18 protein-coding genes and 3 pseudogenes are annotated in these 22,853 nt (G+C 58.6%); 19 read left to right on the top strand and 2 right to left on the bottom strand.

Going from position 1 to position 22,853, the window contains the following annotated elements; genetic code table 11:
- Positions 1-9 precede the first annotated feature (9 nt).
- The 4 genes from ACXHXG_RS15460 to ACXHXG_RS15445 all read left to right on the top strand — a co-directional run bounded on the left by ACXHXG_RS15460 (position 10) and on the right by ACXHXG_RS15445 (position 4,223).
- Positions 10-924 carry a zinc-binding dehydrogenase gene (locus ACXHXG_RS15460; RefSeq protein ID WP_457899844.1) on the top strand — a complete coding sequence of 305 codons (915 nt, stop codon included), beginning with the start codon at positions 10-12 and terminating at the stop codon, positions 922-924.
- 58 nt (positions 925-982) lie between these two features.
- Entirely contained in the window at positions 983-1,888 is a 906-nt protein-coding gene (gene kdgD / locus ACXHXG_RS15455) for a 5-dehydro-4-deoxyglucarate dehydratase (protein ID WP_457899843.1), read from the top strand.
- 156 nt (positions 1,889-2,044) lie between these two features.
- Complete coding sequence (locus tag ACXHXG_RS15450; RefSeq protein WP_457900016.1) at positions 2,045-3,145, top strand: ABC transporter ATP-binding protein; 1,101 nt, start codon at positions 2,045-2,047, stop codon at positions 3,143-3,145.
- Between the two features lie 49 nt (positions 3,146-3,194).
- Positions 3,195-4,223, top strand: a complete 1,029-nt coding sequence (locus ACXHXG_RS15445) for a pyridoxal-phosphate dependent enzyme (RefSeq protein WP_457899842.1) — start codon at positions 3,195-3,197, stop codon at positions 4,221-4,223.
- A gap of 82 nt (positions 4,224-4,305) precedes the next feature.
- Here ACXHXG_RS15445 and ACXHXG_RS15440 read toward each other — a convergent pair whose 3' ends face one another.
- On the bottom strand, positions 4,306-5,190 hold the full coding sequence (locus ACXHXG_RS15440) for a sugar phosphate isomerase/epimerase family protein (RefSeq protein ID WP_457899841.1): 885 nt from the start codon (positions 5,188-5,190) through the stop codon (positions 4,306-4,308).
- Between the two features lie 399 nt (positions 5,191-5,589).
- Between ACXHXG_RS15440 and ACXHXG_RS15435 the strand changes: the two genes are divergently transcribed.
- The 3 genes from ACXHXG_RS15435 to ACXHXG_RS15425 all read left to right on the top strand — a co-directional run bounded on the left by ACXHXG_RS15435 (position 5,590) and on the right by ACXHXG_RS15425 (position 9,193).
- Complete coding sequence (locus tag ACXHXG_RS15435; RefSeq protein WP_457899840.1) at positions 5,590-6,726, top strand: Gfo/Idh/MocA family protein; 1,137 nt, start codon at positions 5,590-5,592, stop codon at positions 6,724-6,726.
- A gap of 184 nt (positions 6,727-6,910) precedes the next feature.
- Complete coding sequence (locus ACXHXG_RS15430) at positions 6,911-7,882, top strand: aldo/keto reductase (protein WP_457899839.1); 972 nt, start codon at positions 6,911-6,913, stop codon at positions 7,880-7,882.
- Positions 7,883-7,972: 90 nt separating this feature from the next.
- Positions 7,973-9,193: an MFS transporter gene (locus tag ACXHXG_RS15425; protein WP_457899838.1), complete on the top strand. Its 1,221-nt coding sequence runs from the start codon at positions 7,973-7,975 to the stop codon at positions 9,191-9,193.
- A 50-nt stretch (positions 9,194-9,243) separates the two neighbouring features.
- Here ACXHXG_RS15425 and ACXHXG_RS15420 read toward each other — a convergent pair whose 3' ends face one another.
- Entirely contained in the window at positions 9,244-9,903 is a 660-nt protein-coding gene (locus ACXHXG_RS15420) for a GntR family transcriptional regulator (protein WP_457899837.1), read from the bottom strand.
- A gap of 533 nt (positions 9,904-10,436) precedes the next feature.
- Between ACXHXG_RS15420 and ACXHXG_RS15415 the strand changes: the two genes are divergently transcribed.
- The 12 genes and pseudogenes from ACXHXG_RS15415 (at position 10,437) to ACXHXG_RS15360 (ending at position 22,802) form a co-directional block, all read left to right on the top strand.
- A complete protein-coding gene (locus ACXHXG_RS15415) occupies positions 10,437-10,895 on the top strand; it encodes a RidA family protein (RefSeq protein ID WP_457899836.1) in 459 nt (152 codons plus the stop codon).
- 73 nt (positions 10,896-10,968) lie between these two features.
- The gene (locus tag ACXHXG_RS15410) at positions 10,969-11,694 is read left to right on the top strand and encodes a ribonuclease activity regulator RraA (RefSeq protein WP_457899835.1); all 726 of its coding nucleotides are present in this window, start codon (positions 10,969-10,971) and stop codon (positions 11,692-11,694) included.
- An 89-nt stretch (positions 11,695-11,783) separates the two neighbouring features.
- Entirely contained in the window at positions 11,784-13,301 is a 1,518-nt protein-coding gene (locus ACXHXG_RS15405; protein ID WP_457899834.1) for an aldehyde dehydrogenase (NADP(+)), read from the top strand.
- 529 nt (positions 13,302-13,830) lie between these two features.
- On the top strand, positions 13,831-14,652 hold the full coding sequence (locus ACXHXG_RS15400; protein ID WP_457899833.1) for a Cof-type HAD-IIB family hydrolase: 822 nt from the start codon (positions 13,831-13,833) through the stop codon (positions 14,650-14,652).
- An 84-nt stretch (positions 14,653-14,736) separates the two neighbouring features.
- Positions 14,737-15,043 (top strand): annotated as a pseudogene (locus ACXHXG_RS15395) (hypothetical protein); the annotation flags it as partial.
- Between the two features lie 333 nt (positions 15,044-15,376).
- Positions 15,377-15,829, top strand: a pseudogene (locus ACXHXG_RS15390) (electron transfer flavoprotein subunit alpha/FixB family protein); the annotation flags it as partial.
- Positions 15,830-16,190: 361 nt separating this feature from the next.
- Positions 16,191-17,072 (top strand): ABC transporter permease, encoded by an 882-nt coding sequence (locus ACXHXG_RS15385; RefSeq protein WP_457899832.1) that lies wholly within the window; start codon positions 16,191-16,193, stop codon positions 17,070-17,072.
- A gap of 1 nt (position 17,073) precedes the next feature.
- Positions 17,074-17,862, top strand: a complete 789-nt coding sequence (locus ACXHXG_RS15380; protein WP_457899831.1) for an ABC transporter permease — start codon at positions 17,074-17,076, stop codon at positions 17,860-17,862.
- A gap of 9 nt (positions 17,863-17,871) precedes the next feature.
- A complete protein-coding gene (locus tag ACXHXG_RS15375; protein WP_457899830.1) occupies positions 17,872-18,960 on the top strand; it encodes an ABC transporter ATP-binding protein in 1,089 nt (362 codons plus the stop codon).
- A gap of 80 nt (positions 18,961-19,040) precedes the next feature.
- Positions 19,041-20,183 carry an ABC transporter substrate-binding protein gene (locus tag ACXHXG_RS15370; RefSeq protein WP_457899829.1) on the top strand — a complete coding sequence of 381 codons (1,143 nt, stop codon included), beginning with the start codon at positions 19,041-19,043 and terminating at the stop codon, positions 20,181-20,183.
- Between the two features lie 147 nt (positions 20,184-20,330).
- Positions 20,331-20,420 (top strand): annotated as a pseudogene (locus ACXHXG_RS15365) (IS6 family transposase); the annotation flags it as partial.
- 411 nt (positions 20,421-20,831) lie between these two features.
- The gene (locus ACXHXG_RS15360; RefSeq protein ID WP_457899828.1) at positions 20,832-22,802 is read left to right on the top strand and encodes a HAMP domain-containing methyl-accepting chemotaxis protein; all 1,971 of its coding nucleotides are present in this window, start codon (positions 20,832-20,834) and stop codon (positions 22,800-22,802) included.
- Positions 22,803-22,853 lie beyond the last annotated feature (51 nt).

Raw genomic sequence — 22,853 nt, 5'->3', positions numbered from 1 at the left:
GGACCAGTTATGCATTTTTATAGAGTCACCGACACAGGCCTCGAACTTTCCGAAGGCGACCGGACTCGGCCAAGCGCCGGTGAAGTTGCGATCGATGTCGCCGCCATCGCTCTCAATCGAGGAGAGTCGCGGCGGGCCGTCCATGGTGGGTTCATCAAGGGCTTCGTCCCCGGCTGGGATACGGCAGGTGTGATCAGCGAAATTGGTCCCGGGACCAAGGCCCCCCCGGTCGGCACCCGTGTCGTCGCGCGCGGCCTTTCGGGCGGCTGGGCAGAATGCCGGATCGCACATTTCGAGGATATCGCTATCGTTCCCGACGATGTCGATCTTGGCGATGCAGCAACGCTCGCCACCGCTGGGGCGACAGCGTTGGGGGTTCTGACGCGCAATGGGCCAATTCTCGGCCGCACCGTGCTCATCACCGGTGCGTCGGGCAGCGTCGGCCAGCTTGCGATCCAGCTTGCCCGTCTTGGCGGCGCCAGAGTGATCGCAGTAACGCGATCGAAGGCCGACCGCGAGTCGCTCATCGAATTGGGCGCCGACCAAGTCCTCACCGACCTGGAAAACGCGCCCCACGCCGACCTGATCGTCGAGACTCTCGGTGGCCCTTCGTTGGTGAGGGCCGTCAATCTTCTCAATGTTGGAGGGCAGATCCAGTCGCTCGGCTGGAGCGCAGGCGAGGATGCCGTCTTCTCCGGCTTTGACACGCTGATGAAGAGCGGGGGCACGCTACAGGGCTTTGCGATTGGCGAGCGCCGCGTCGGTTCTCTCCTCGCGCAACTGATCCCGCTTCTGCAGAGCGGCAAGCTTAGGACGTCCATACAGCTACGCCGCCCCTGGGACGAGCTCCTCGAGGCCGCAGTCGCGATCCTTCAGCCGGGCTTCCGTGGCAAGGCGGTCCTCGATCTGCCCGATCGGGATTAATCGCGCGGCACAATCCTCAGCGGACCCAAACACAATTTTGCTTCGAAAAGGGAACTACATGACACCTCAACAAATCAAAACCGCACTGGGTTCTGGCCTCCTGTCCTTTCCAGTGACGCATTTCGATACCGACGGCCGCTTTGCTCCCGAGAGCTACAAGGCGCACGTCGAATGGCTCGCTGGATTCAAGGCGCCAGTCCTTTTTGCTGCCGGTGGGACCGGCGAGTTCTTCTCGCTCACACCGGCGGAGATTCCCCAGATCGTTTCTGCTGCGAAGGAGGCCGCCGGTGAAACGGCGATCGTCTCGGGTTGCGGCTACGGCACGGAGATCGCCGTCGGCATTGCGCAGGCTGCCCAAAACGCCGGCGCGGACGGCATCCTGCTCTTGCCGCACTATCTGATCGATGCGCCGCAAGAAGGGCTTTATGAGCATGTCCGCCGCGTTTGCCAGTCCGTCGACATCGGTGTCATGGTCTATAACCGCGATAACTCCATTCTTCAGGCCGACACTCTGGCGAGACTCTGCGACGCCTGCCCCAATCTCGTCGGCTTCAAGGACGGAACCGGCGATATCGGCCTCGTGCGCCAGATCACCGCGAAGCTCGGTGACAGGCTCACTTATCTTGGCGGCATGCCGACGGCTGAACTGTTTGCGGAAGCCTATCTCGGTGCTGGCTTCACGACCTACTCGTCCGCCGTATTCAACTTCGTCCCTGCCCTCGCACAGGAGTTTTATCGTGCCCTGCGGGCCGGCGAGCGAGCCAAATGCGAGCAGTTCCTGAACGACTTCTTCTATCCGTTCATGGCGATCCGCAATCGCGGCAAAGGCTACGCCGTCGCTGCCATCAAGGCTGGCGTGCGCCTCAAGGGCTTCAATGCCGGGCCGGTGCGCTCTCCCCTGAAGGACTTGACCCGCGAGGAGGAAGACTTGCTGGCCCAGCTCATTGCTCGGCACAACTCTTAAGTACGCTACAGGAGCGAGCACAAGGTATCGTCGCCGACACTTTCGTGAATGACGTCTGTTCGTTCCTTGCACGGTTCTCACCCCCGGGGCGCGTGCCCCGGGCCCGCATACCAAATGATGAACAAGGGCCAGAAAAACCCATCAAAGGAACAGCTAATGTCTTCGCTCACTCTCGAAAAGGTCTTTAAATATTACGGCGGCAGCGCCCTCTGTGTGCTGAATGACATCAATATAGAGATCGCCTCAGGCGAGTTTCTTGTGTTGCTGGGACCGTCCGGCTGCGGCAAATCTACCCTTCTCCACGCCATCGCCGGCCTGCACGGTATCACGTCGGGTGCAATTCGGCTCGGTAACCGTGTGTTGAACGACGTGCCCTGCCAGCATCGTGACATCGCAATGGTGTTTCAGTCCTACGCGCTCTACCCGTCTATGACAGTGCGCCAGAACATTGCCTTTCCGCTGGAAATGAGGAATGTACCGCACGCCGAACGGAACAAGGCGGTCGATGACGTCGCGACGCTTCTGCAGATAAAGCATCTGCTGGATCGCAAGCCGGGGCAACTATCGGGAGGGCAACGGCAACGCGTTGCGATCGGTCGAGCATTGGTACGCGAGCCAAGCCTGTTCCTGTTCGACGAACCACTGTCAAACCTTGACGCGCTGCTCCGCGTGGAAATGCGCACCGAACTGAAGAAGCTGCATCAGCGAATGGGCAGGACGACGGTTTATGTGACCCATGACCAGATCGAGGCGATGACGCTCGCGACGCGCATCGCGATCCTTGACAAGGGCGTGATCCAGCAGTTCGGCACACCAAACGAGGTCTACAACAAGCCCGCCAATCTGTTCGTCGCGACGTTCATCGGCAACCCCAACATCAATCTTCTACCCGCAGTCAGTCGCGGTGGCCGGATAGCATTGCAGGGAAGTGACGTCATTCTGAACGCGCCAGACGAGTTCGCCGCTTCCGTCCGCGCCGACGGGAAAAAGGTGACCGTCGGTATACGTCCTGAGCATATTTCGCTGGTCAGCGGAAACGCCCCGGCCGCCTCCGCGCACGAGATTGATCTCGACGCCGATATCACGCTGATCGAGCCGACCGGATCGGATGATGTTGTGATTTTCCAGCACGGCGGGATCGAGCAATCCGCCTTGCTGCGCGCTGGCACGATCACCCGACCCGGTCCGGCGCGGCTGAGGATCGATACGTCTCGACTGAATCTGTTCGACAAGGAAAGTGGCTCGCGGCTGCAGTAAGCCCGGCCCGCTCAATATCAACCTTCAACGCGCAGGAGTGTCCCTGTCGATGTCCACCCTATCGAAATCCGATCTTGCGGCGGCCCTTGCCGCTTTGCCGCGCGCTCGCCTTGCGCACCTACCCACTCCACTCGATCCCGCTCCCCGGCTCACTGCCGCGCTTGGCGGTGCGAAAATCTGGATCAAGCGCGATGACTGCACCGGACTTGCGTTTGGTGGGAACAAAGTCCGGCAGCATGAATACATTCTCGGCGATGCGTTAAGCCGCGGCGTCGACGTGGTGATCCAGGGCGCGGCATCGCAATCGAACCAGTCCCGGCAACTGGCGGCTGCGGCTGCAAAACTCGGTCTCGAATGCGTTCTCATGCCGCGCAGGGACGCTCACTTCGATCCGCCCCAGGGCAACCAGCTCATATCTCGGTTATTCGGGGCCCGGCTCGAGCCCATCGAAGCCACCGCTTCGTCGAAGCAGGCGAAGGAAGAGATGGCGGCGCGCCTGAGAGCCGAGGGACGCAATCCGATGATTCTTGGCATGGGGTCCGAACGCGCGCTTATGCTCGCCGCCGTCGCATATACCGGCGCCTATCTCGAACTGGTCGAGCAGCTCGGCGCCCAGGGTGAACCGCTGCCAACCCACATCTATGTCACATCGCAGGTGAGCACCCAGGCGGGATTGCAGGTCGGCGCCATGCTGCTTGGCCATGACGTCAAGATCCGCGGCATCAATCCCATGGATGCACGCAGCGAGGCTTATGAAACGCCCGAGGAAATCGCTCAAAAATGCCGCGCGGCGGCCAACTTGCTCGGCTTCGCGTTGGAGGTGAGCGCAAGCGACATCAGCAATTCTACCGAATGGGTCGGCCAGGAATATGGCAAGCCCGCGCAAGCGGCACAGGAGGCGGCCGCGCTGCTTGCAGCGACCGAGGGCGTTCTGGTCGATCCTGTTTACTCGGCGAAGGGGTTTTCGGGACTGGTTGGCGATATTCGCGCTGGCCGTTTGACCGCAGACGATCGCGTCGTCTTTCTCCACACCGGTGGCCTTCCGGCGATTTTCTCCTACGCGGATAGTTACTGCTGAAGGTTTAGTCGCTTGGCCGTCGTGATGGCTGGGATATGCTTATCGAGCCCGCTGGAAGATGCAGCGGGCTGCCAATCAGCTCCTAGCCGCGGATGAGCTTCGTCATCACGTTGTAAACATCCCTGGCGACATCGTAGCCGTTTTCCTGTTGGAGTTTCAGGCTGAGAGACTCGCATCCCCACCAGTCGTCATATCCGGTCGCCTTCACCGCGTCTGTCCATTGCTGCAGGTCGATGACGCCTCCCCCGACGCTGACATTTCTCAGGACGTTTTCGTCGGGGGTGCCGCCATCAAACGGCAGCGAGTCACAGATATGGACGCCGTACATGATGTTCTTGTCCAGCCTTGCGACAGCATCAGGCGTATCGCCGGCGGTGAAACAATGCCAATAATCGACGATCAGTTTCAGGTTGTCACGGCCGGCACGCTCGATGATCTCGACGTGATCGCTGATCTTGTTCAATGGGGTCCAGGAGAGCGGCTCCATGTAAAGCAGCACACCAAACTCGGCCGCCAAGTCGGCGAGCCGGACCAAGTTCCGGGTCGTAATCGCGATCTGCTCAGCGCGCGGTAATCCTAGAACCCCGGTATATAGCCCGCTGTCGATGCCCTGACTGTGAGCTACGACAGCCCTCACATCGACAGGGCCGGTCAGGACCTGGACACCTCTTGCACCCACCACATTGGCCAAATGGAAGATGGCTTCCGCTTCCTTCATGAGATCGGCTTCGGAGGGTCCCTGTCGCTCCACGTCGAAAACGGCCCCGAAGCCCGGGATATCCACCCCGCTGACCCGCGCCTTTAACTCGTCTTCGGTAAAGCCCGCGTTGAGGAAATTGCGAAGTTTGCGGGTCGACGGATCGATTCCATCGAACCCCACCTTCGCGGCGATTTCGATGTCCACCGTGAGGGGCGCGCTCCATGCCACTGAATTATGGAGAATCAATCGGTTCTTTTTTGCGAGCATGTGCAGGCCTCTTGCATTGGGCTCCTTATACAGAATGCAGAATGCACTTTGTTGATTTGAGGTGTCAACCCGGATAAAGGCCAGATTTGAAACGTTCATTGCGGAATTCGAAACTTGACACTCGAATGAAGACTGGTGAATACTGTATTCAATCAATCGCGCTTGCGCATAGGTTTTGGAACACCGAATCGATGAGGAGGCCATTTCGGTGAACTCTTCGAAAACCCGCAAAACTCTCGCAGAGTTGAAACGCTCGGTGGATATCCCGCTTTGGCAAGCAAGGGCGCCCGCCAACGCAATAAATTGCCTGTGACGCCGCTCGAGAGTTCTGCAAAGCCCCGGGTGGCCAACAGCGCCTCGCCGGTTTGCATTTCGAATAGATCTAGGGAGGATGAAGCTATGACAACTTTGACCGCGTTTCCCCGCCGCCTGCGGCTAGGCCTGGTCGGTGGCGGCAATAGCGGCTCGATCGGCCCAAGCCATATTGCCGCGGCTCGGCTGGATGGGCGCTGGGAACTGGTCGCCGGCTCATTCTCCCGCAACGCCGAACGCACGAAGGAGGTCGCTCGCGAACTCTTCCTTGACCCGGAGAGAGCCTATCCAAGCTACATGGAAATGGCCGCGCGTGAGGCGGAACGTGCCGACGCAATCGATGCCGTTACCATCTGTACTTATAACGAGACGCATTATGAAATAGCCGACGCCTTTCTCTCGAAAGGTATCCATGTGATCTGCGACAAGCCGCTGACTGTGACGGTCGAACAGGCATGGGCACTCGAGGAAAAGGCCAGGAATGCCGGCTTGGTTCTGGCGGTCACCTACACCTACTCGGGTTACCCGATGGTTCGGATGGCTCGCGAGATGATTGCCGACGGTCGCCTTGGCAGCGTTCGATCAGTGCAGGTGGAGTATGCGAGCCACTATCAAACCCAGGCATTCAAGAAAAAGGACTGGCAGCAAGACACAATCAAGACTGGAGTTCTAGGTGTTGTCGCCGCGCTAGGGTCGCACGCCTTCCACCTTGCCGAGTTTGTTAGCGGACTACGCGTTCAGGAGCTCGCAGCTGATCTGGCAGGTCTGGCCCATCCACTTGACGATCACGTCAACATGTTGCTCCGTTTCGAAGGGGGCGCACGAGGAGCGCTGTGGACGACCTCGCTTGCCCATGGCAGTGCCAACGGACTGACGATCCGCGTCATAGGGACCGATGGCGCTTTGTCCTGGCATCAGGAGCATCCTGAACTGTTGAATTATTGTGCATCGGGTGAAACGCCAGTCTTGTTCACGCGCGGCGGTCCCGCGGCCACCTCGATGGCGAAGATCGCGACACGAATACCGGCGGGTCATCCGGAGGGTTACCTGGAGGCATTTGCCAATATTTACACAGCGGTCGCACGGGCAATCGCTGAGGGGCGGGCGCTTCCCGATCGGGACGACTTTCCGACTGCATATGAAGGTGCCCGCGGCGTGGATTTTATGTTCGCAGCACTGCGCTCGTCTGAAACGGGAAGTCTTTTCGTGCCGCTGAAGCCGTAATGGAAGCTTGAAACGATCGTTCGCATCGTCGCAGACCACTCGTGCGGCGTTCGTACGGGGGCAAGCCTACGCGCCGACCGTGGAGTGGTGTTTCGTGGATCCGCGCACCCCCCGATCTATGGATCGGGTCGGACTTCAACTGCACACTTTCACAAGGCAAGACCGGACATTTGGGACCTTAACCATGCAGTACAGACATCTTGGCCGCAGCGGCCTTTCCGTTAGCCGTCTTTGCCTCGGCACAATGAATTGGGGCTGGAAGAACGAGGAGGAGGATGCCCATATCATCATGGATATCGCCCATGAAAATGGCCTCAATTTCTTTGATACCGCCGATGTTTACTACTGGGACGAAAATCGCGGCAAGTCTGAGGAGATTATTGGAAGATGGTTCGCGAAGGGTAATGGACGACGTGAGCGGACGGTTCTCGCAACCAAGCTTTACGCGTCAATGAACGACTGGCCGAACAACGAACGCCTCTCAGCACTACACATTCGTCGCGCGCTCGATGCGAGCCTAAAAAGGTTACAGACGGACTATATAGATCTCTACCAGTTCCATCACGTTGACCGTGTCACGCCTTGGGAAGAAATTTGGCAGGCGATCGATGTTGCCATCCGACAGGGCAAGATTCTTTATGTTGGCAGCAGCAATTTCGCTGGCTGGAACATAGCTACGGCGCAAGCTACCGCGAAAGAGGCCGGTCTCACCGGCCTAGTCAGCGAGCAGTCATTCTACAATCTGATTACGCGCCGGCTCGAACTCGAGGTGCTGCCGTCAGCGCGCTATCACGGGCTGGGCGTGTTGCCGTGGTCACCTTTGCAAGGAGGCTTGCTTGGCGGCGTGCTGGCTCAGGACCATGCGGGCACCCGCCGCTTGGAAGGTCGAGCGGCGGAGGCTCTCGCTAAACACCGTCCCCAGATCGAACTATATGAAGCCTTCGCAAAGGAAATCGGCATTGAGCCAGCCACTCTAGCGCTTGCGTGGCTGCTCCATCAACCCGACGTCACCGCGCCAATTATCGGACCGCGAACGGTCGACCAGCTGAGGTCTGCTCTACAGGTCCTCGATGTGAGATTGGATCCCGCCATCCTTGCGCGCCTCGATGAAATATTCCCTGGCCATAAACCCGCTCCCGAGGACTACGCCTGGTAGTCACTCCAATAGCAAGGTCGCGTTGAATGTTCACATCGGAGATCAACACAGGGCCTTTCGATCTGCATTGGGATCATTGGGAGATCCAGCGTGTCGCAATTCGGCAATAGCAGTTTTCAGCAAGTACTCAGGTCCCCACTCTATCGCGGAGCAACAATCGCGATGTTCCTTTCCGGCATCGGGACAGCGGCGGCCGCACCGCAGATCCTGCTGTTTCTTGTGTCTGAACTTGGCGTTCCGATGTCGATCGCAGCGCTTTTCTATCTGACCAATCTCACTGCGCCGGTCGTTGGTTACGCAATCGGGCGCTGCTCGGATCGCTCTGGAGAGAGGCTCGATCTTTTTCGCGTTTGTGCGATTGTGAGTTGCCTTGGATGGGTCGGTATTGCACTTTCGACGTCTGCGTGGATGCCCTATGCGTTTAGCATGCTTCTGCTTGCGTTCTCGCGAGCCGCCTCTTCACAGATCTTTGCCGCCGTTCACGACGAAGTTCATCGAAACCCGACACACGGGAATGAGGGCATCGTAGCCGTAATTCGAATGGCTTTGACGGCTGGTTGGGTCGTCGGCCCGGTCGCCGGCGCATGGCTGGCGGCTGCAACTAGTTCGCGGACATTATTCTGGGGAACGGCTATATGCCTGGTGCTTCAGATCATCCCACTGGGGACAATAAGGGTCCGGTCCGTTAAAGGAGACGGCACGTCTTCTTTACGTGAAGCAGACAATCAATTGCCGGTGCGTGCAATGGCGCCGCTGCTCGTCTTCACTGGCCTCTGGGTTCTCGTCTACGCTGGTGAGCCGATCAAGTACGGTTTTCTTCCCATCTATCTTGACGAACATCTCAAGCCTGACCCTGCTATCAGCGGTGCGATTATAGGCATCCAGCCGCTTATCGAGTTCGTCCTCATGCCATTTTGTGTGCTGTTGAGCCGTCGAACTGGGATTCTATGGCTGATGAGCATTGCTGCGGGTATCGGCGTCGCGGGAAATCTCTGTTTCGCAATGTGGCACAGCACAGCTGGAATGTTTGCAGGACAGATCTTGATGGGTGCCGTATGGGGTGTGTTTGGGGCACTCGGTATTATCGTGGCTCAGCGTCTCCTGCCTCACGCAGTCGCGACCGCGTCTGCCATCTACATGAGTTCGTCAGCTGCTAGCGCCGCGCTGGGCGGAGTAACGGGCGGCATTGGTGTCGCGGTCGTAGGTCTTCCGGACATCTTTTTCTTACCTGCCGCTTTCTGCACGGTTGCAATGATCGGACTTGGAATAATGGCGCGCGGGGCGTTGATCGAACGCGGGTCCTTAAGGTGAGAGGAGTGGGATAACCCGCGAAGAATCCTTCGCAGTGGCGCGGAGCGGGCTCAAAGCTTCCAGTTGTTGAATAGCCAACGAACGAACTGGTCATGTTGGTTGTTCAGGCTGTTGACGAGACGTCCTGCATCCCGTGCGCGCAGCGCGTCCAGTTCTTCACGCAGCATCCAATATTCTATCTTCAGCCACTCGCCCTCATTGGTCGTATGTATCACATTACGGATGCGAGTCAGGTGGTCGTGTAATTTGCCCTGCATGCTTCTCAGGAGATCGTTGTCGCAATATTCCTGCAGCATTTCCTGAAGGAAAAAGAAGGCCTTCCGAACATATGACTGATCATCGCTTTCCAGTCCGTCCCCAGCTTTATCAAGCATCCGTCCGAATTCTTCGATTCTATTTGCTGGTATATTTGCCATCGCCTGGATAGCGCATTGGGCATCCAGGGCCTTCCGGACCTGATAGGCATTGTTGATGTATCGCGCGTCCAGCGGGGAGACGTATGGAACCTTCCAAGCCTCTCCCACAACAAGCCCATCCTCCTGCAGGCGCGTCAACGCGGCCTTAACGGGTGAGCGACTAACGCCAAGCTGCTTCGCCAGGACACTTTCGGGTACCGATTGATTAGGCCCGAGATTTCCCTCGATGATCATTTTCTTGATCGTATCGTATACACGTTCGCCGAGAGGTATGTTGCGTTCGATTTCCTGCATGTTCTTCTCGCTTTGGCAGCACGGTGGGCGTTCTTTTGAGTCGCATATATGACTTACGTCCATGACGGTATAGTGCATACACTACTATTCACAGGCGAGAAACGCTGGTCGAGAAAAACGCGATCACAGGATTTGCGCCCGGGCGCTCCTTTTCAAATTATCATCTTGCAACGGTTGCCGCCGTCCACCCGCCTGTGGACCTAAAGCATCTATCAACGGTTTCTATGACATCGCGCGAAGCGGCAATCCCCATCTCTGGCGCCTGTTTCCTCGTGACCTAAGGCGCCGCTTCATCTCCAGTCGCTCCGCGCGAGTAACGCAAAACTTCAGTGATCAAGATTTTTTCGCGGCGCGTCGCGAATTGTTGCGGGAGTATGAATTTTCGGATTGCATTCTGCATGCACTTTGCGCAGAATACCGAAGGTCCAGCGGTTCTTGGATTTCGGACGTCGACAGCTATCGACCGCATCGGATGAAAGAACTGCAACTGAGGGGGCTATCGTAGCCGGCCCGGCGATAAGAAAGGAAATTCGTTGTCGCAAGCGTTTGTTTATAACGGCCAGGAGATCCCAGCGTTTCAGGCGCCGGCTTACGGCTACACGTCGGTCCTCGTTCACAACGGTCAAGCTTGGGTCAGTGGCAGCATCCCGAAGACCGGCGACAATAATCTGTATCCGGGAAAGGTCGGAAGCGACGTCACAGTCGATCAAGCCAAGGAAGCGGCGAAACTCGCGATCCGCAACGCACTTGCATCGCTGTCGAATGCCGTCGACGGCCTCGACAATGTCGAGCAAGTGCTGAAGATCACCGTCTTTGTGGCATCGGCACCCGGTTTCAACCAACAGCCTCATGTAGCTGACGCAGCGACGAACCTACTTCGGGAGATCCTCGGTGAGCGGGGAAATCATGCCCGTTCAGCAGTCGGCGTGGCGGAACTTCCGCGCAATTCCAGCGTCGAGATCGAGCTCGTCGCAGCTGTCCGCCAACCATAGCGATACCGGTGGCGGTCAGCGTCAAACCTTGTGAGCGACCATCACACCATTTTTTAGGATAGGATCGACCAGTGTGACCCACCACACCCTTTCAGACGCCACACGGGACCAACTGAAGAAGGTTTCGACTGCCTCTATCGCCAGCGCCCTCTACAAGCGCGGCCTGCGAAACCAGTTCATACAGGGCGTCGTGCCAGTCGCTCCGAAAGATGAGAACATGGTCGGCCCTGCCTTCACCCTGCGTTACATTCCGGCCCGTGAAGACCGTAACCCGATCTCGGTGTTCCGCAACCCCGATCACCCGCAGCGCGTCGCGATCGAAACCTGCCCGGTTGGCCATGTTCTGGTGATGGATGCCCGCAAGGATGCGCGGGCGGCGACCGCCGGTTCAATACTGATCACGCGGCTCGCGATGCGCGGCGCTGCTGGCGTCGTCTCCGATGGTGGCTTTCGTGACGCTGAAGGCATCGGCTCGCTGGATATGCCGGCATACTTCGCCAAGCCGTCGGCGCCGACGAACCTAACGCTGCACGAGGCCCTCGACATCAATATCCCGATCTCCTGCGGTGATGCGCCTGTCTTTCCGGGCGACATCCTGGTCGGCGACAAGGATGGAGTCATGGTGATTCCGGCGCATCTGGCCGACGAAATCGCTGGGGAATGCATGGGAATGGAGAGCTTCGAAGACTTTGTCCTCGAAGAGGTGCGTGCCGGGGCGTCAATCATCGGCCTCTATCCCAACACCAGGGATGAGAATCAACGGAAATACGAGGCCCGGCGCGTGAAGACCGGGCGGTAAACATCGCTGGCTCGCCGGGAGAGAGAATTCCGGCCGCGGGAAGCGGAGCAGCCGCTTCTGTCTCGCGGTCGAACAAGAAAGGAAACATGATGGCCTTCATACCCCACGGCAAGCATTTGATCGCAGGCGAATGGCTGGAGACCGAACCCAAATTCTCCTCTGAACCCGCTCACGGATCAGTACACCAATTTTCCGCCGGGACCATCGACATCGTCAACCGTGCCTGCGAGGCGGCAGAAGTTGCCTTTTGGAGCTACGGCCGCACAAGCCGCGAGGAACGCGCTGTCTTCCTCGAAACGATCGCCGACGAGATCGAGGCGCGCGCCAAATCCATCACCGAGATCGGCACGCAAGAGACGGGCCTGCCCGAGGCACGCCTGGACGGTGAACGCGGCCGCACGACCGGACAACTCCGCCTGTTCGCATCGCATATCCGCAAGGGCGATTACCTTGATGGCCGTCATGACGTCGCCCTCCCGGACCGCAAGCCCCTGCCGCGGCCGGACTTGCTTCTCATCCAACGTCCCATCGGACCGGTGGCCGTGTTCGGGGCGTCGAACTTCCCGTTGGCGTTCTCGACCGCCGGCGGCGACACCGCGGCGGCGTTAGCCGCTGGCTGCCCCGTCGTCGTCAAGGGGCATTCCGCACATCCGGGCACTGGTGAGATCATCGCCGAAGCCATTTATGCCAGCATCAACAAAACCGGCATGCCGAAGGGTGTGTTCAGCCTGATACAGGGCGGCCGCCGCGATGTCGGTACGTCACTGGTGCAGCATCCATTCATCAAGGCCGTCGGTTTCACTGGATCGCTTGCCGGCGGCCGCGCCTTGTTCGATCTTTGCGCAAGCCGGCCGGAGCCGATCCCGTTCTTTGGCGAGCTTGGTAGCGTCAATCCGATGTTTCTCCTGCCGAACGCCGTGGCCGCGCGCGGTGTTGACATTGCAAAGGGATGGGCCGGATCGCTTACCTTGGGGGCCGGCCAGTTCTGCACCAACCCGGGCATCGCCGTGCTGGTCGCAGGCGACACGGCCGAAACCTTCACGAACGCAGCAACTGAGGCACTCGAGGCAGTCGAGCCGCAGGTGATGCTGACCAACAACATCGCCGACGCATATCGCCGGGGGCGAGATCGCGTTGCTGCGAGCGTTGCCGTGCGGGAGCTGCTGACGACGGCCTGCGATCTGCGGAATGCTACGCCCAGCCTGTTTCGCACTACGGGTGCAGAATGGCTTGCCAACCATGCGCTCGGCGAAGAGGTTTTTGGTCCACTTGGCCTGATCGTCACGGTCGCGGATGAGACCGAGATGCTCGAGGTGGCACATAGCTTCCAGGGTCAATTGACCTGCACCCTGCATCTTGATCCGGGCGATTACGACTTCGGTCGAAGGCTATTACCGGTGCTGGAGCGCAAGGCCGGTCGTGTTCTGGCCAACGGCTTTCCGACGGGTGTCGAGGTGGCCGACAGCATGGTGCATGGCGGCCCCTATCCGGCCTCGACCAATTTCGGGGCTACGTCGGTAGGAACGCTCTCAATTCGCCGCTTCCTGAGGCCGGTATGCTTCCAGAATATTCCGAAGGAGCTGCGGGGAGCGGACCTTGCCTCGTAGAAGTCACAGCAGTAGCCCCGCTCCTTCCGCGCTTTGCCAAGACGCACTAAAAATGGAGAGAACAAAATGTCTCACATGATGCTCGCCCCCTACTTCTCAAAATTCGTATTGGACCTGCTGAGCACGATGAAACTGAAGCTTCAAGCGTCGTCTGCCAAACGATCCGGCGCCAGGCCGTGAGCGAAAGACTGAGCTCACGCGAAATCCTGCGCGCGGCAGCCGCGGAAAATCATGAAAATCGCCGCCTGGGCACGGCCTGATGGGCGTGACACCCGCCTAAGATGGAACGGCATTGGCTACCGCGCTCACTTCGCTCATGGGTTATGAAAAGGCTGCACTGTTCACGAGGAAATCCTTGCGACGGGGCACTCAGGGGCATCCTGGAAAAGGACCAAAGTCTTTCGGCGGAATTGATTGAACGCGTTCACGATTCCAAGAACCTCACGCATCCGACTCAACACAGGCAGCGACGTTCGTGTGGAAGGCCGAGGCGTCGGATGAAGAATTGACACGCGCATCGGAATAAATCTTGCACATCACTCCAAGAAACTGGCCCGGCATGATCTCAACGCTCTTTTCAGATGTCGATCGAACCCTTCTGACCGCAGACTATGACCTGCCTGACCCGGTCGTGCGTGGTTTTGTTGAAGCACGTGAACGCGGCATCCAGGCCATCCTGGCCACCGCGCGTTCACCGAACGGCGTTGCGCCGATTTGCCGGACGCTTGGTATCGACTATGCTATCTGCTTCAACGGCGGCTGGATCGGAAAACCGTTGGAGCGAAATACGATCTCTGAGGCGAAGATCGCGCGCAAGACCGCACTCGCAGTGATGGCCGAGACGCAGCGCCTCGGCATAGCAGGTATGTGGTATGGGCGTGATGCCATCTACACGCTGGACAACGGGCCTCTCGTACGGCGAGAGGCCGAGATTACCGGCGAGACCGTCTGTGAAGTGGTCGACCTTAACGATTTTCCCGACCGGCCTTTCAAGATTATGTGCGCACGGTCCTTGCCTGTGGATGGCGGGTTCGATTCTCTTCGCGCTCACTTTTCATCGCTGTGCGAAATAACGGCCTCAAACTGGAGGCTTCTTGAGATAACTCCGATGGGGGTTTCAAAAGGCAGTGCCGCCCGGCAGTTAGCCGACCGTCTGCAACTCGATCCGATACGCTGCGCGGCCGCAGGCGACGCAGAAAACGATCTCAGTCTGCTTCGTTGGGCCGGTACGCCGGTCACGGTCGCAAATGCGATTGCGGAGATCAGGGAGCTTGCTCTGTTTGTTGGCCCGCCCGCGGACGCAGGGGGAATGGCCGCCGTGCTTGATTGGCTCATCGCTCTGAGGAGCTAACTAGGCTGCGCGCTAGCGGCCAAGGCTGCCCCGAGGACTGACGAATTGGGAAGGGCGCCAGCACACTAATTTTCGTATGCTCGGATATGCATGAAACAGAAGATCATGCTGTTTGATGAACCGACATCCGCACTGGATCCGGAGATGGTCAAGGAAGTTCTGGACACGATGGTAAGTCGCGGACGAAGGTATCACGATGCTTTGCGTTACCCATGAGATGGGCTTCGCTCACCAGGTCGCTGATCGCGTCATTTTCATGGATCAAGGGCGGATCATCGAGCAGAGCTCGTCTGCCGAGTTCTTCGACACCCCTTCCTCAGCCAAATCCTGCACTGAGATCGATGGCCCCGCCTTGGCCGAAAGAGGCCATTTGGGCCTACCGCAAAATTAAAGACAGCGAATTGTTGCCGCGGAATACATACCGGACTGATCCGTTTCCACGAAACCAATACGGCGTTCGTGCCTTCCGAGCGTGACCGCCGATTTTGCCTTCGTAGCGTTGCCGTTTGTTGATAACCGCAATCGCCGAGGCGAGCGATATCCAGATGGCCCCACCAAGCGTTCGGTCGATAGCCATCGCCGTGCTCAAAGCACCTTAGACAAAGAACTCCTTGGTGCACGGGTCGCTCGCACAGCTGAAGAATTCCGCCGAAGGCGCATACTCAACGATGACGCCGTTGTCGAGTGAAATAAATGTGGTCGGCTGCTTCACAGGGAAAATCCGGTGGCGGCGCTCCTCGATGTCGCCCAGGTCTCGGAGATCATCGAGGTCGTCAGCCCCGATACGTTCAAGCGGCCGATCTATGCCGGCAATGCCATCCAGACGGTGCAGGCAAGCGATGCCAGACAAGTTATCACCGTGCGCACCGCCTCGTTTGCCGCGGCGGCAGCGGAAAGTGGGTCTGCGACGGTGGAGGCAATCCCAGCGGTGTCCGATCCGGGTCTGTCGCGCTTCGTCGTCGATGCGCTGTCGGCCTCCGACCGTCCAGAACTGACCTCGGCGAAGATCATCATCTCCGGCGGCCGGGCGCTGGGTTCGGCCGAGAAGTTCAAGGAGGTCATCCTGCCGGTTGCCGACAAGCCCGGGGCTGCCGTTGGCGCATCCCGCGCGGCCGTCGATGCCGGCTATGCCCCCAACAACTGGCAGGTCGGCCAGAACTGCACAGTTGGCATTCCGTTCATCCGGCGGTGCGTATACCTACCGCCGCGTAGGTCGTGGAGCAACTCGATTTGCCGACAAGGTTTAGATCATTGTCATCCCCACCTCCGCGGCTGCCGACGATGCCCGTGTCACCGCCTCTCGCCGCACGCGGAAGATGATATCGGCGCACATCGACACCCATATTGCGCATAAGTGCGTCACAATCCAATCTGATGCGCAATTGTCGGTTCTTCCGATCTGGCTGAATGTAACCCAGGCGTTCGAGGCTTGGCACCTCGCTTGAAAACGTAAAAGGGAACAAGAACGACCGCGAGAAAGGGGCTTGGGCATTCGTCCGGCCTCTGAAACGGACGGCCGGCCAGAACTGGAGGAAAATATGAAGAAGTCAAATACTCTTACTGGGAGTATTCTTGGCGGACCGGCAATCGCCTATATGGCAGTTTTCTTCGTCGCGCCTTCCGCCATACTATTTATTTACAGCTTTTGGACCTCCGCGTTTTACCGGACAGTTCCGGATTTTGTTTTCACGAACTATATTTCATCCGTCACTTCACCGGTGTTCCTGAAAGTCACTTGGAACGCCATATACATAGGTTTTGTCACGGCGACGATCACGCTCGCCGTCTCCATTCCGTTTGGATACTACCTCACCTACGTCGCACGATCGCAACTGGTTCTCTACCTCGTGCTGATCACCTGGTTTTCCAGCTATCTGGTGCGCATCTATGCGTGGAGAACGCTTTTGGGGACGAATGGTGTAATCAACACCGTTTTGATCCAGCTGGGGATCATTGATACACCCATCGATGCGTTCCTTTTCAACGCTTTCGCGGTCATCCTAACGCTGACCCACATCTATCTCCCCTTTTGCATCCTGCTGGTCGTGTCCTCGTTCAGCGAGATCAAAAAGGAGCTCATCGATGCCTCGCGAGATCTCGGCACATCGACGCTCGGCGCCTTCTTCCGTGTTATCGCGCCGAATGCCTCCAATGGATTGGTCGGAGCATTCATGCTCACCTTCATTCTTGTTGCCGGCGACTATGTCACCCCCCAAATGCTCGGCGGATCATCTGGCCAGACGACAGGCCTGCTGATCGCCGATCAATTCCGCAAAACCGGGAACTGGCCGCTCGGTGCGGCACAAGCCGTAATCATGTTCGTCATCTCGCTGCTGATCTATGGGATCCTCATGGTCGTGGGTCGCTCCTCCGGCCTTATCCCAAACGTTCGCGCTCGGCGCCGTACAAAGGAGGCCTAAGATGTTGCTCAGATTCGTCGTATGGCTGACGATTGCGTTCCTCCTGCTTCCGCTTGCCATTATCGTGCTCTTCAGCTTCCACGCGTCTCCGTCGCTGAGCTTCCCGTTTACCGGCTTCAGCTTGCGCTGGTATGCCGAAGTGTTCAACAATGAGCAGCTTCGCGCCGCGATCGTAAAAAGCCTTTACATTGCTCTTCTGACGGCTCTCGTCACCCTCCTGCTCGGGGCCACCGCTTCGCTCGCATGGGTTCGGCTCGGCCGCGCTGGTCGGGGCCTTATCGAGGCGCTGTGCATTACGCCGATCGCTCTTCCCGGTCTCTTTGTAGGCGTCGCGCTTCTGACACTTTTTGCGCAGACCGGCGTACAGCTTTCGACAATTACAATCGTCGTTGCGCATGTGGTCATCGCCATTCCGATCATGATCGTTGCCATGAGGGCCAGACTGGCGCTCTTCGACCCATCCTTGGAAGAAGCGGCCAGAGACCTCGGAGCCTCGCAGCTGCAGACCTTTCGGAAGGTCACTTTGCCGCTGATCGCTCCGACCTTGATCTCATCCTCGATCCTCGCTTTCGCTGTCTCGTTCGATGAATTCGTCGTGACATCCTTTGTCGCCGGGACGGAAACGACACTTCCAATGTTCATCTGGTCGATGATGCGGCGAACCGTAACCCCGCTCATCAATGCCATTTCGACACTCGCGCTTGTTTTCTCGGTCGCCATTCTGCTCGGCGCCTGGTTCATCGGACAAGTCCGCCGCCGCTCGGCTCTGACCGACCGCCTGCCTTCCTGAGGATCTACAATGAATGCTTCAGCAAAAATCGCCGCACCCATCATCGATATCTCCGGGGGCAGAAAGTCGTTCGGCGCGGTCGATGCCCTCACGAATATCAATCTTTCCATCCGCGACGGCGAGATCCTGACACTGCTTGGGCCTTCGGGCTGCGGCAAGACCACGCTCATGCGGTTGATTGCCGGTTTTGAAAGCCTTTCTGCAGGGTCTCTCAAAATCGACGGAAAAGATGTCGCCAATCTTCCGCCCGAGCAGCGACCCGTCAACATGGTGTTTCAACGCTACGCCCTGTTTCCGCATCTTGATGTTTTCGAAAACGTCGCTTTTGGCCTCAAAGTCAAAGGCGTAGAAAAATCGGAGATCAAACAGCGCGTTTCGGCGATGCTCAAGATCGTCCAGCTTGAGGCCTTGTCGGGTCGGTATATTCATGAGCTTTCCGGCGGCCAGTGCCAACGCGTCGCGCTTGCCCGCGCGCTCGTGAATCGCCCGCGGGTGCTGCTGCTCGACGAGCCGTTGGCCGCGCTCGACCTGAAGATCCGCCAGCACATGCTGGTCGAGATGAAGCGGATCCACGCCGAGACCGGTGCGACTTTCATCTACGTTACCCACGATCAGGACGAAGCAATGATCTTGTCTGACCGCGTCGTCCTGATGGAGCGCGGACGGATCGTCCAGGTCGACCGCCCCGAGGACATGTATGCCCGCCCGCAGAACCTGTTTGCGGCGAAGTTCCTTGGCGAGACCAACATATTCGAAGGCACGCTGGTCGACAAAGACACCGTGGAAACTGCATCGGGCCAAAGATTCAAGAGCGCGCTCGACATCAAAGCGAACAAGGGAGAGCGTGTGTTTGCCTCCATTCGCCCCGAGCTCTTTAGCTTCCAGGCAAGCGCACAAGGAGCCTCGCAGAGCGCTGCGGTCACGATCTGTGACGTGACATTCATCGGCAGCCGCTCCTTTTACGAGGTCGCGTTCAACGACGGGACGAGAGCGAGGCTTCAGGTTCAACGAAACGGCAGATCGCCACTGCCGGCAATCAGCGAGAATGCGCAAGTATTCTGGGAAGCCGAAAACGTCGTCGTACTGCCCTCGGCCTAGCTGCAAAACCGCAGTTCGGCGATCAATCGGCATCCGATCAAAGTCCACAGATCATTGACAACGAAGAAAGGGAACAAGACATGAAAAAAATCTGGTCCACCGATGAAATTCTCAACGCCATGTCGCTCAACCGGCGATCTTTCCTTGCAGGCTCTTCAGCGCTTGCGGCCGGAGTTTTCGCAGGTCCGCTGCTGCCGGGCATTGCGCACGCAGCGGGTGGCGAGCTTCAGATCATGGCCTGGGAAGGTTTCGAGCCGCTCGAAGAAATGAAGGACTGGCGCGCCAAGAGCGGCGTAGACATCCAGGTCACCGCGATCGGCAATCAGGATGATGTCACCGCCAAGTTCAACTCGTCCTCTCCGCCACCCTTCGATGCGGCAGAGTACAATCACGGCTATGCGGACCTTTACATCGACGTTTTGAAGATCACCAAACCCTTCGACACGTCGAAGCTGCCGAACTACAGCACCGACAATCTGTTCGACGTATTCTACAAAAAGCCGACCTGGTATCGCGACGGCAAGCTCCATGGCGTCCCCTATGCCTGGGGCCTGAATGCGTTGATCTACAATCCCAAACTCATGGAGAAACCGAAGTCCTATAAGGACCTCCTGAAGCCCGAACTGAAGGGCAAGATAGTCATCGGCGACGATACACTGGCGACTTGGCCGCTGGCAGCCAAGCTGGCGGGATTCAACACCTTCCCCAATCTCACCAAGGACGAGATGGCAAAGGTGTTCGAGAATCTGCGGCTTTACCGGAACCAGGCCCGCACGATCAGCCTGACATGGGGCGACGTCGTCTCTCTCATGGTCTCTGGCGAGGTCGCAGCCTGCCTCATCGGCTGGACTGGTGTGCCCAAAGAGACCGCCAAGCAGGGCGTGGAGACGGCTTACACCATACCGGAGGAAGGCGCTACCACGTGGAGCGATGCCTGGTTCATGCCGCCGGCGGTAGATAACGAAGAGACGGCTCACGAGTTTGTCAACCTGGCAATCTCTCCTGAGGTACAGGCAGGCGTCGCCACCAGGACCGTTTCCGGCGTCGTTTCCAAGAAGGCTGTAGACCTTCTGAACGATGAGACGAAGAGCCTGTTCGACTATTCGGATGTCGACGCGATCTTCAAGGCGGCGCCGCTGATCGGCATTCCGCCGCTCGAATCCGATCAGTATGCCACTTATGCCGACTGGGTGGCTGCCTGGAATGAGTTCAAGGCGGGCTGAGCCCTTTTTGAAGCAGGCTGACCGGAAAGCGCAATGCGGGCGGCGACCGAAAGGCGCCGCCCTTTCTCGAGGTAGCCGATGTTTGACTATATCGTAATCGGCGGCGGATCGGGCGGATGCGTGGCTGCGTCGCGGGTGAAGCTAGCAAAGGCGGCCAAGCGATTGCTGGTCAGGCTGTTGAAGAAGCAAAGCCTGACGCGGAAGCGCATCGTCACCGACAAATTTCGCTCATACGGATAGTGGAAAGCAGTGACCAGCGCAATTGCATAAGTCCGCTGGCGAACACCTCGACTGGCGTCGCAAAAATAACGTGACATCGCCTTTCATCCATTTCGTGCGGAAAATATACAAAAAAAGCAGAATAATTGTGCTTATCCCCATCGTTTACACTCCCTAAAATATATCGCTCTAGTTTTTTAATACTGGAATGACCGGCCGACATCAAAATCTTGTATGAATTCGACATTGTTACTTTGACGCAACGCCTCTCATCTTGGCGCGATGGCCCCGTCCACAGAATAAATGCGGGCGTAGCGCCGCCGCGTGCGGAGAGCGCTGCTTGGGGTGTCGAGCGTCACGAACAAGATACGGCGGCTCCGGTCACTGAGACACTTTTGACAAACCTCCAACACGATGGAGAGAGTGATAATGAAGAGCATTCGGAATTCCGGGATCGCGGTGCGTCTTGCCCTTGGCTTCAGCTTCCTAATCTTGCTGATGGCCGGCCTGAGCATCTATTCGGCGGTGAAAGTTGCGGAGATCCACCGCAATCTCGAGACGATCAACGACGTCAACAGCGTCAAGCAGCGGTTTGCCATCAACTATCGCGGCAGCGTGCACGATCGGGCAATTGCCATTCGCGACGTCACGCTGGTAACGTCTGCCGATGAACGCAAGGCGGCCGAGGCGTTGATCGAAAAGCTTGCGGCTTCCTATGCCGAAAACGAAAAGCGCATGGCCGATATGGTCGCATCGCCGGCCGGCGCGACGGACCAGGAGAAGTCCATTCTGAGCGAGATCGCCGACATACAGGCGAAAACCAATCCCCTGGTCGCCCAGATCATCGCGCTGCAGGAGAAGGGTGACGGTGAGGCTGCCCGCAAGATCCTGCTCGAACAGGCGCGGCCGGACTTCATTGCCTGGCTCGGCGCCATCAACAAATTCATCGACTACCAGGAAGCACTGAACAAATCGATCGGCGGAGACGTCCGCAGCACGGCGAGCGGCTTCAAGCCGATCGTTCTGACGGCGCTGGGCATCGCGGCTCTTCTTTCCGTCCTCGCCGCGGTCATTACCGCCCGCACGATCGTTGGCCCGTTGGCAAAACTGCAGCTTTCGCTAAAAGCGATGGCAGAGGGCAATCTCGATGGCGATCGTCGCCTCGAAGCGCGCGGTGACGAGATCGGCAAGCTTGCGCGCGCCGTGGCGGGATTGCGCGACGCCATTTCGGCAAAGGCGGAGCGGGAAGCCGATGCGGAAGCCAGGCGGGCTGTTGCTGAACGGCACCGGCTCGAACAGGATGCCGACGAACGCCGCACCCTTGCCGAGCAGACGGACCGGGCTGTCGGCCAGCTTGGCAGCGCATTGCAGGCGCTGGCCGATGGCGACCTCACGCAGCAGATCGGCACGCCGTTCATCCCATCTCTGGAGAAACTCAGAGCCGACTTCAATTCCGCGGTCGAAAAGCTCCGTGCCGCCATGCAGAAGGTTGCCGAGAACGCCAGCGCCATCGCCGCCGGCGCACAGGAGATCCGCTCTGCTTCGGACGATCTCGCCAAGCGGACCGAGCAGCAGGCCGCCTCCGTCGAGGAGACCGCCGCTGCCCTGGAAGAGATCACGACCACTGTCGCCGACTCCAGCAACAGGGCTCAGGAGGCTGGCCAGCTCGTCCGCAAGACGAAAGACAATGCCGAGCGCTCGGGCAGCGTCGTCCGCGACGCGGTCGATGCCATGGGCAAGATCGAATCCTCCGCCACCGAGATCGGCAGCATCATCGGCGTCATCGACGAGATAGCCTTCCAGACCAACCTGCTGGCGTTGAACGCCGGTGTCGAGGCGGCCCGCGCCGGTGAAGCCGGCAAGGGCTTTGCCGTTGTCGCCCAGGAAGTGCGCGAACTGGCACAGCGTTCCGCCAAGGCGGCAAAGGAAATCAAGGAGCTGATCAACGCTTCGAACGGCCATGTGAAAAACGGCGTCGCCCTGGTTGGCGAAACCGGCAACGCCCTGCAGGAGATTGCGGTACAGGTGCAGCAGGTCGACGGCAATGTCGGCGCCATCGTCGGCGCCTCGCAGGAGCAGGCGACGGGGCTGAAAGAAATCAATACCGCCGTCAACCGGATGGATCAGGGCACGCAGCAGAACGCCGCCATGGTGGAAGAAGCCACAGCCGCTGCGCACAAACTCGCCAAGGAAGCCGACGCATTGTTTCAGCTCCTGGGCCAGTTCAACATTGGCGGCGCGGTGGCATCCCGGCGCCTATCGCAACCGGCCCCCGCGGCACAGCATGCTCAGCCGGTGGCTTCGCCGGCGCGCCAGATGATTGCCAAGGTCGGCAGGTCGTTCCAGGGGAATGCAACCCAGGGGAACGCAGCATTAGCCGGCGATTGGGAAGAGTTCTGAACCGCGCAGAGTTCTGCTGAAAAATGAAGTAACGAAGGGCAGCGTGTGCTG

Source organism: Rhizobium sp. LEGMi-198b (genome assembly GCF_054114205.1).
This window is presented reverse-complemented; position numbering and strand designations above follow the sequence as displayed.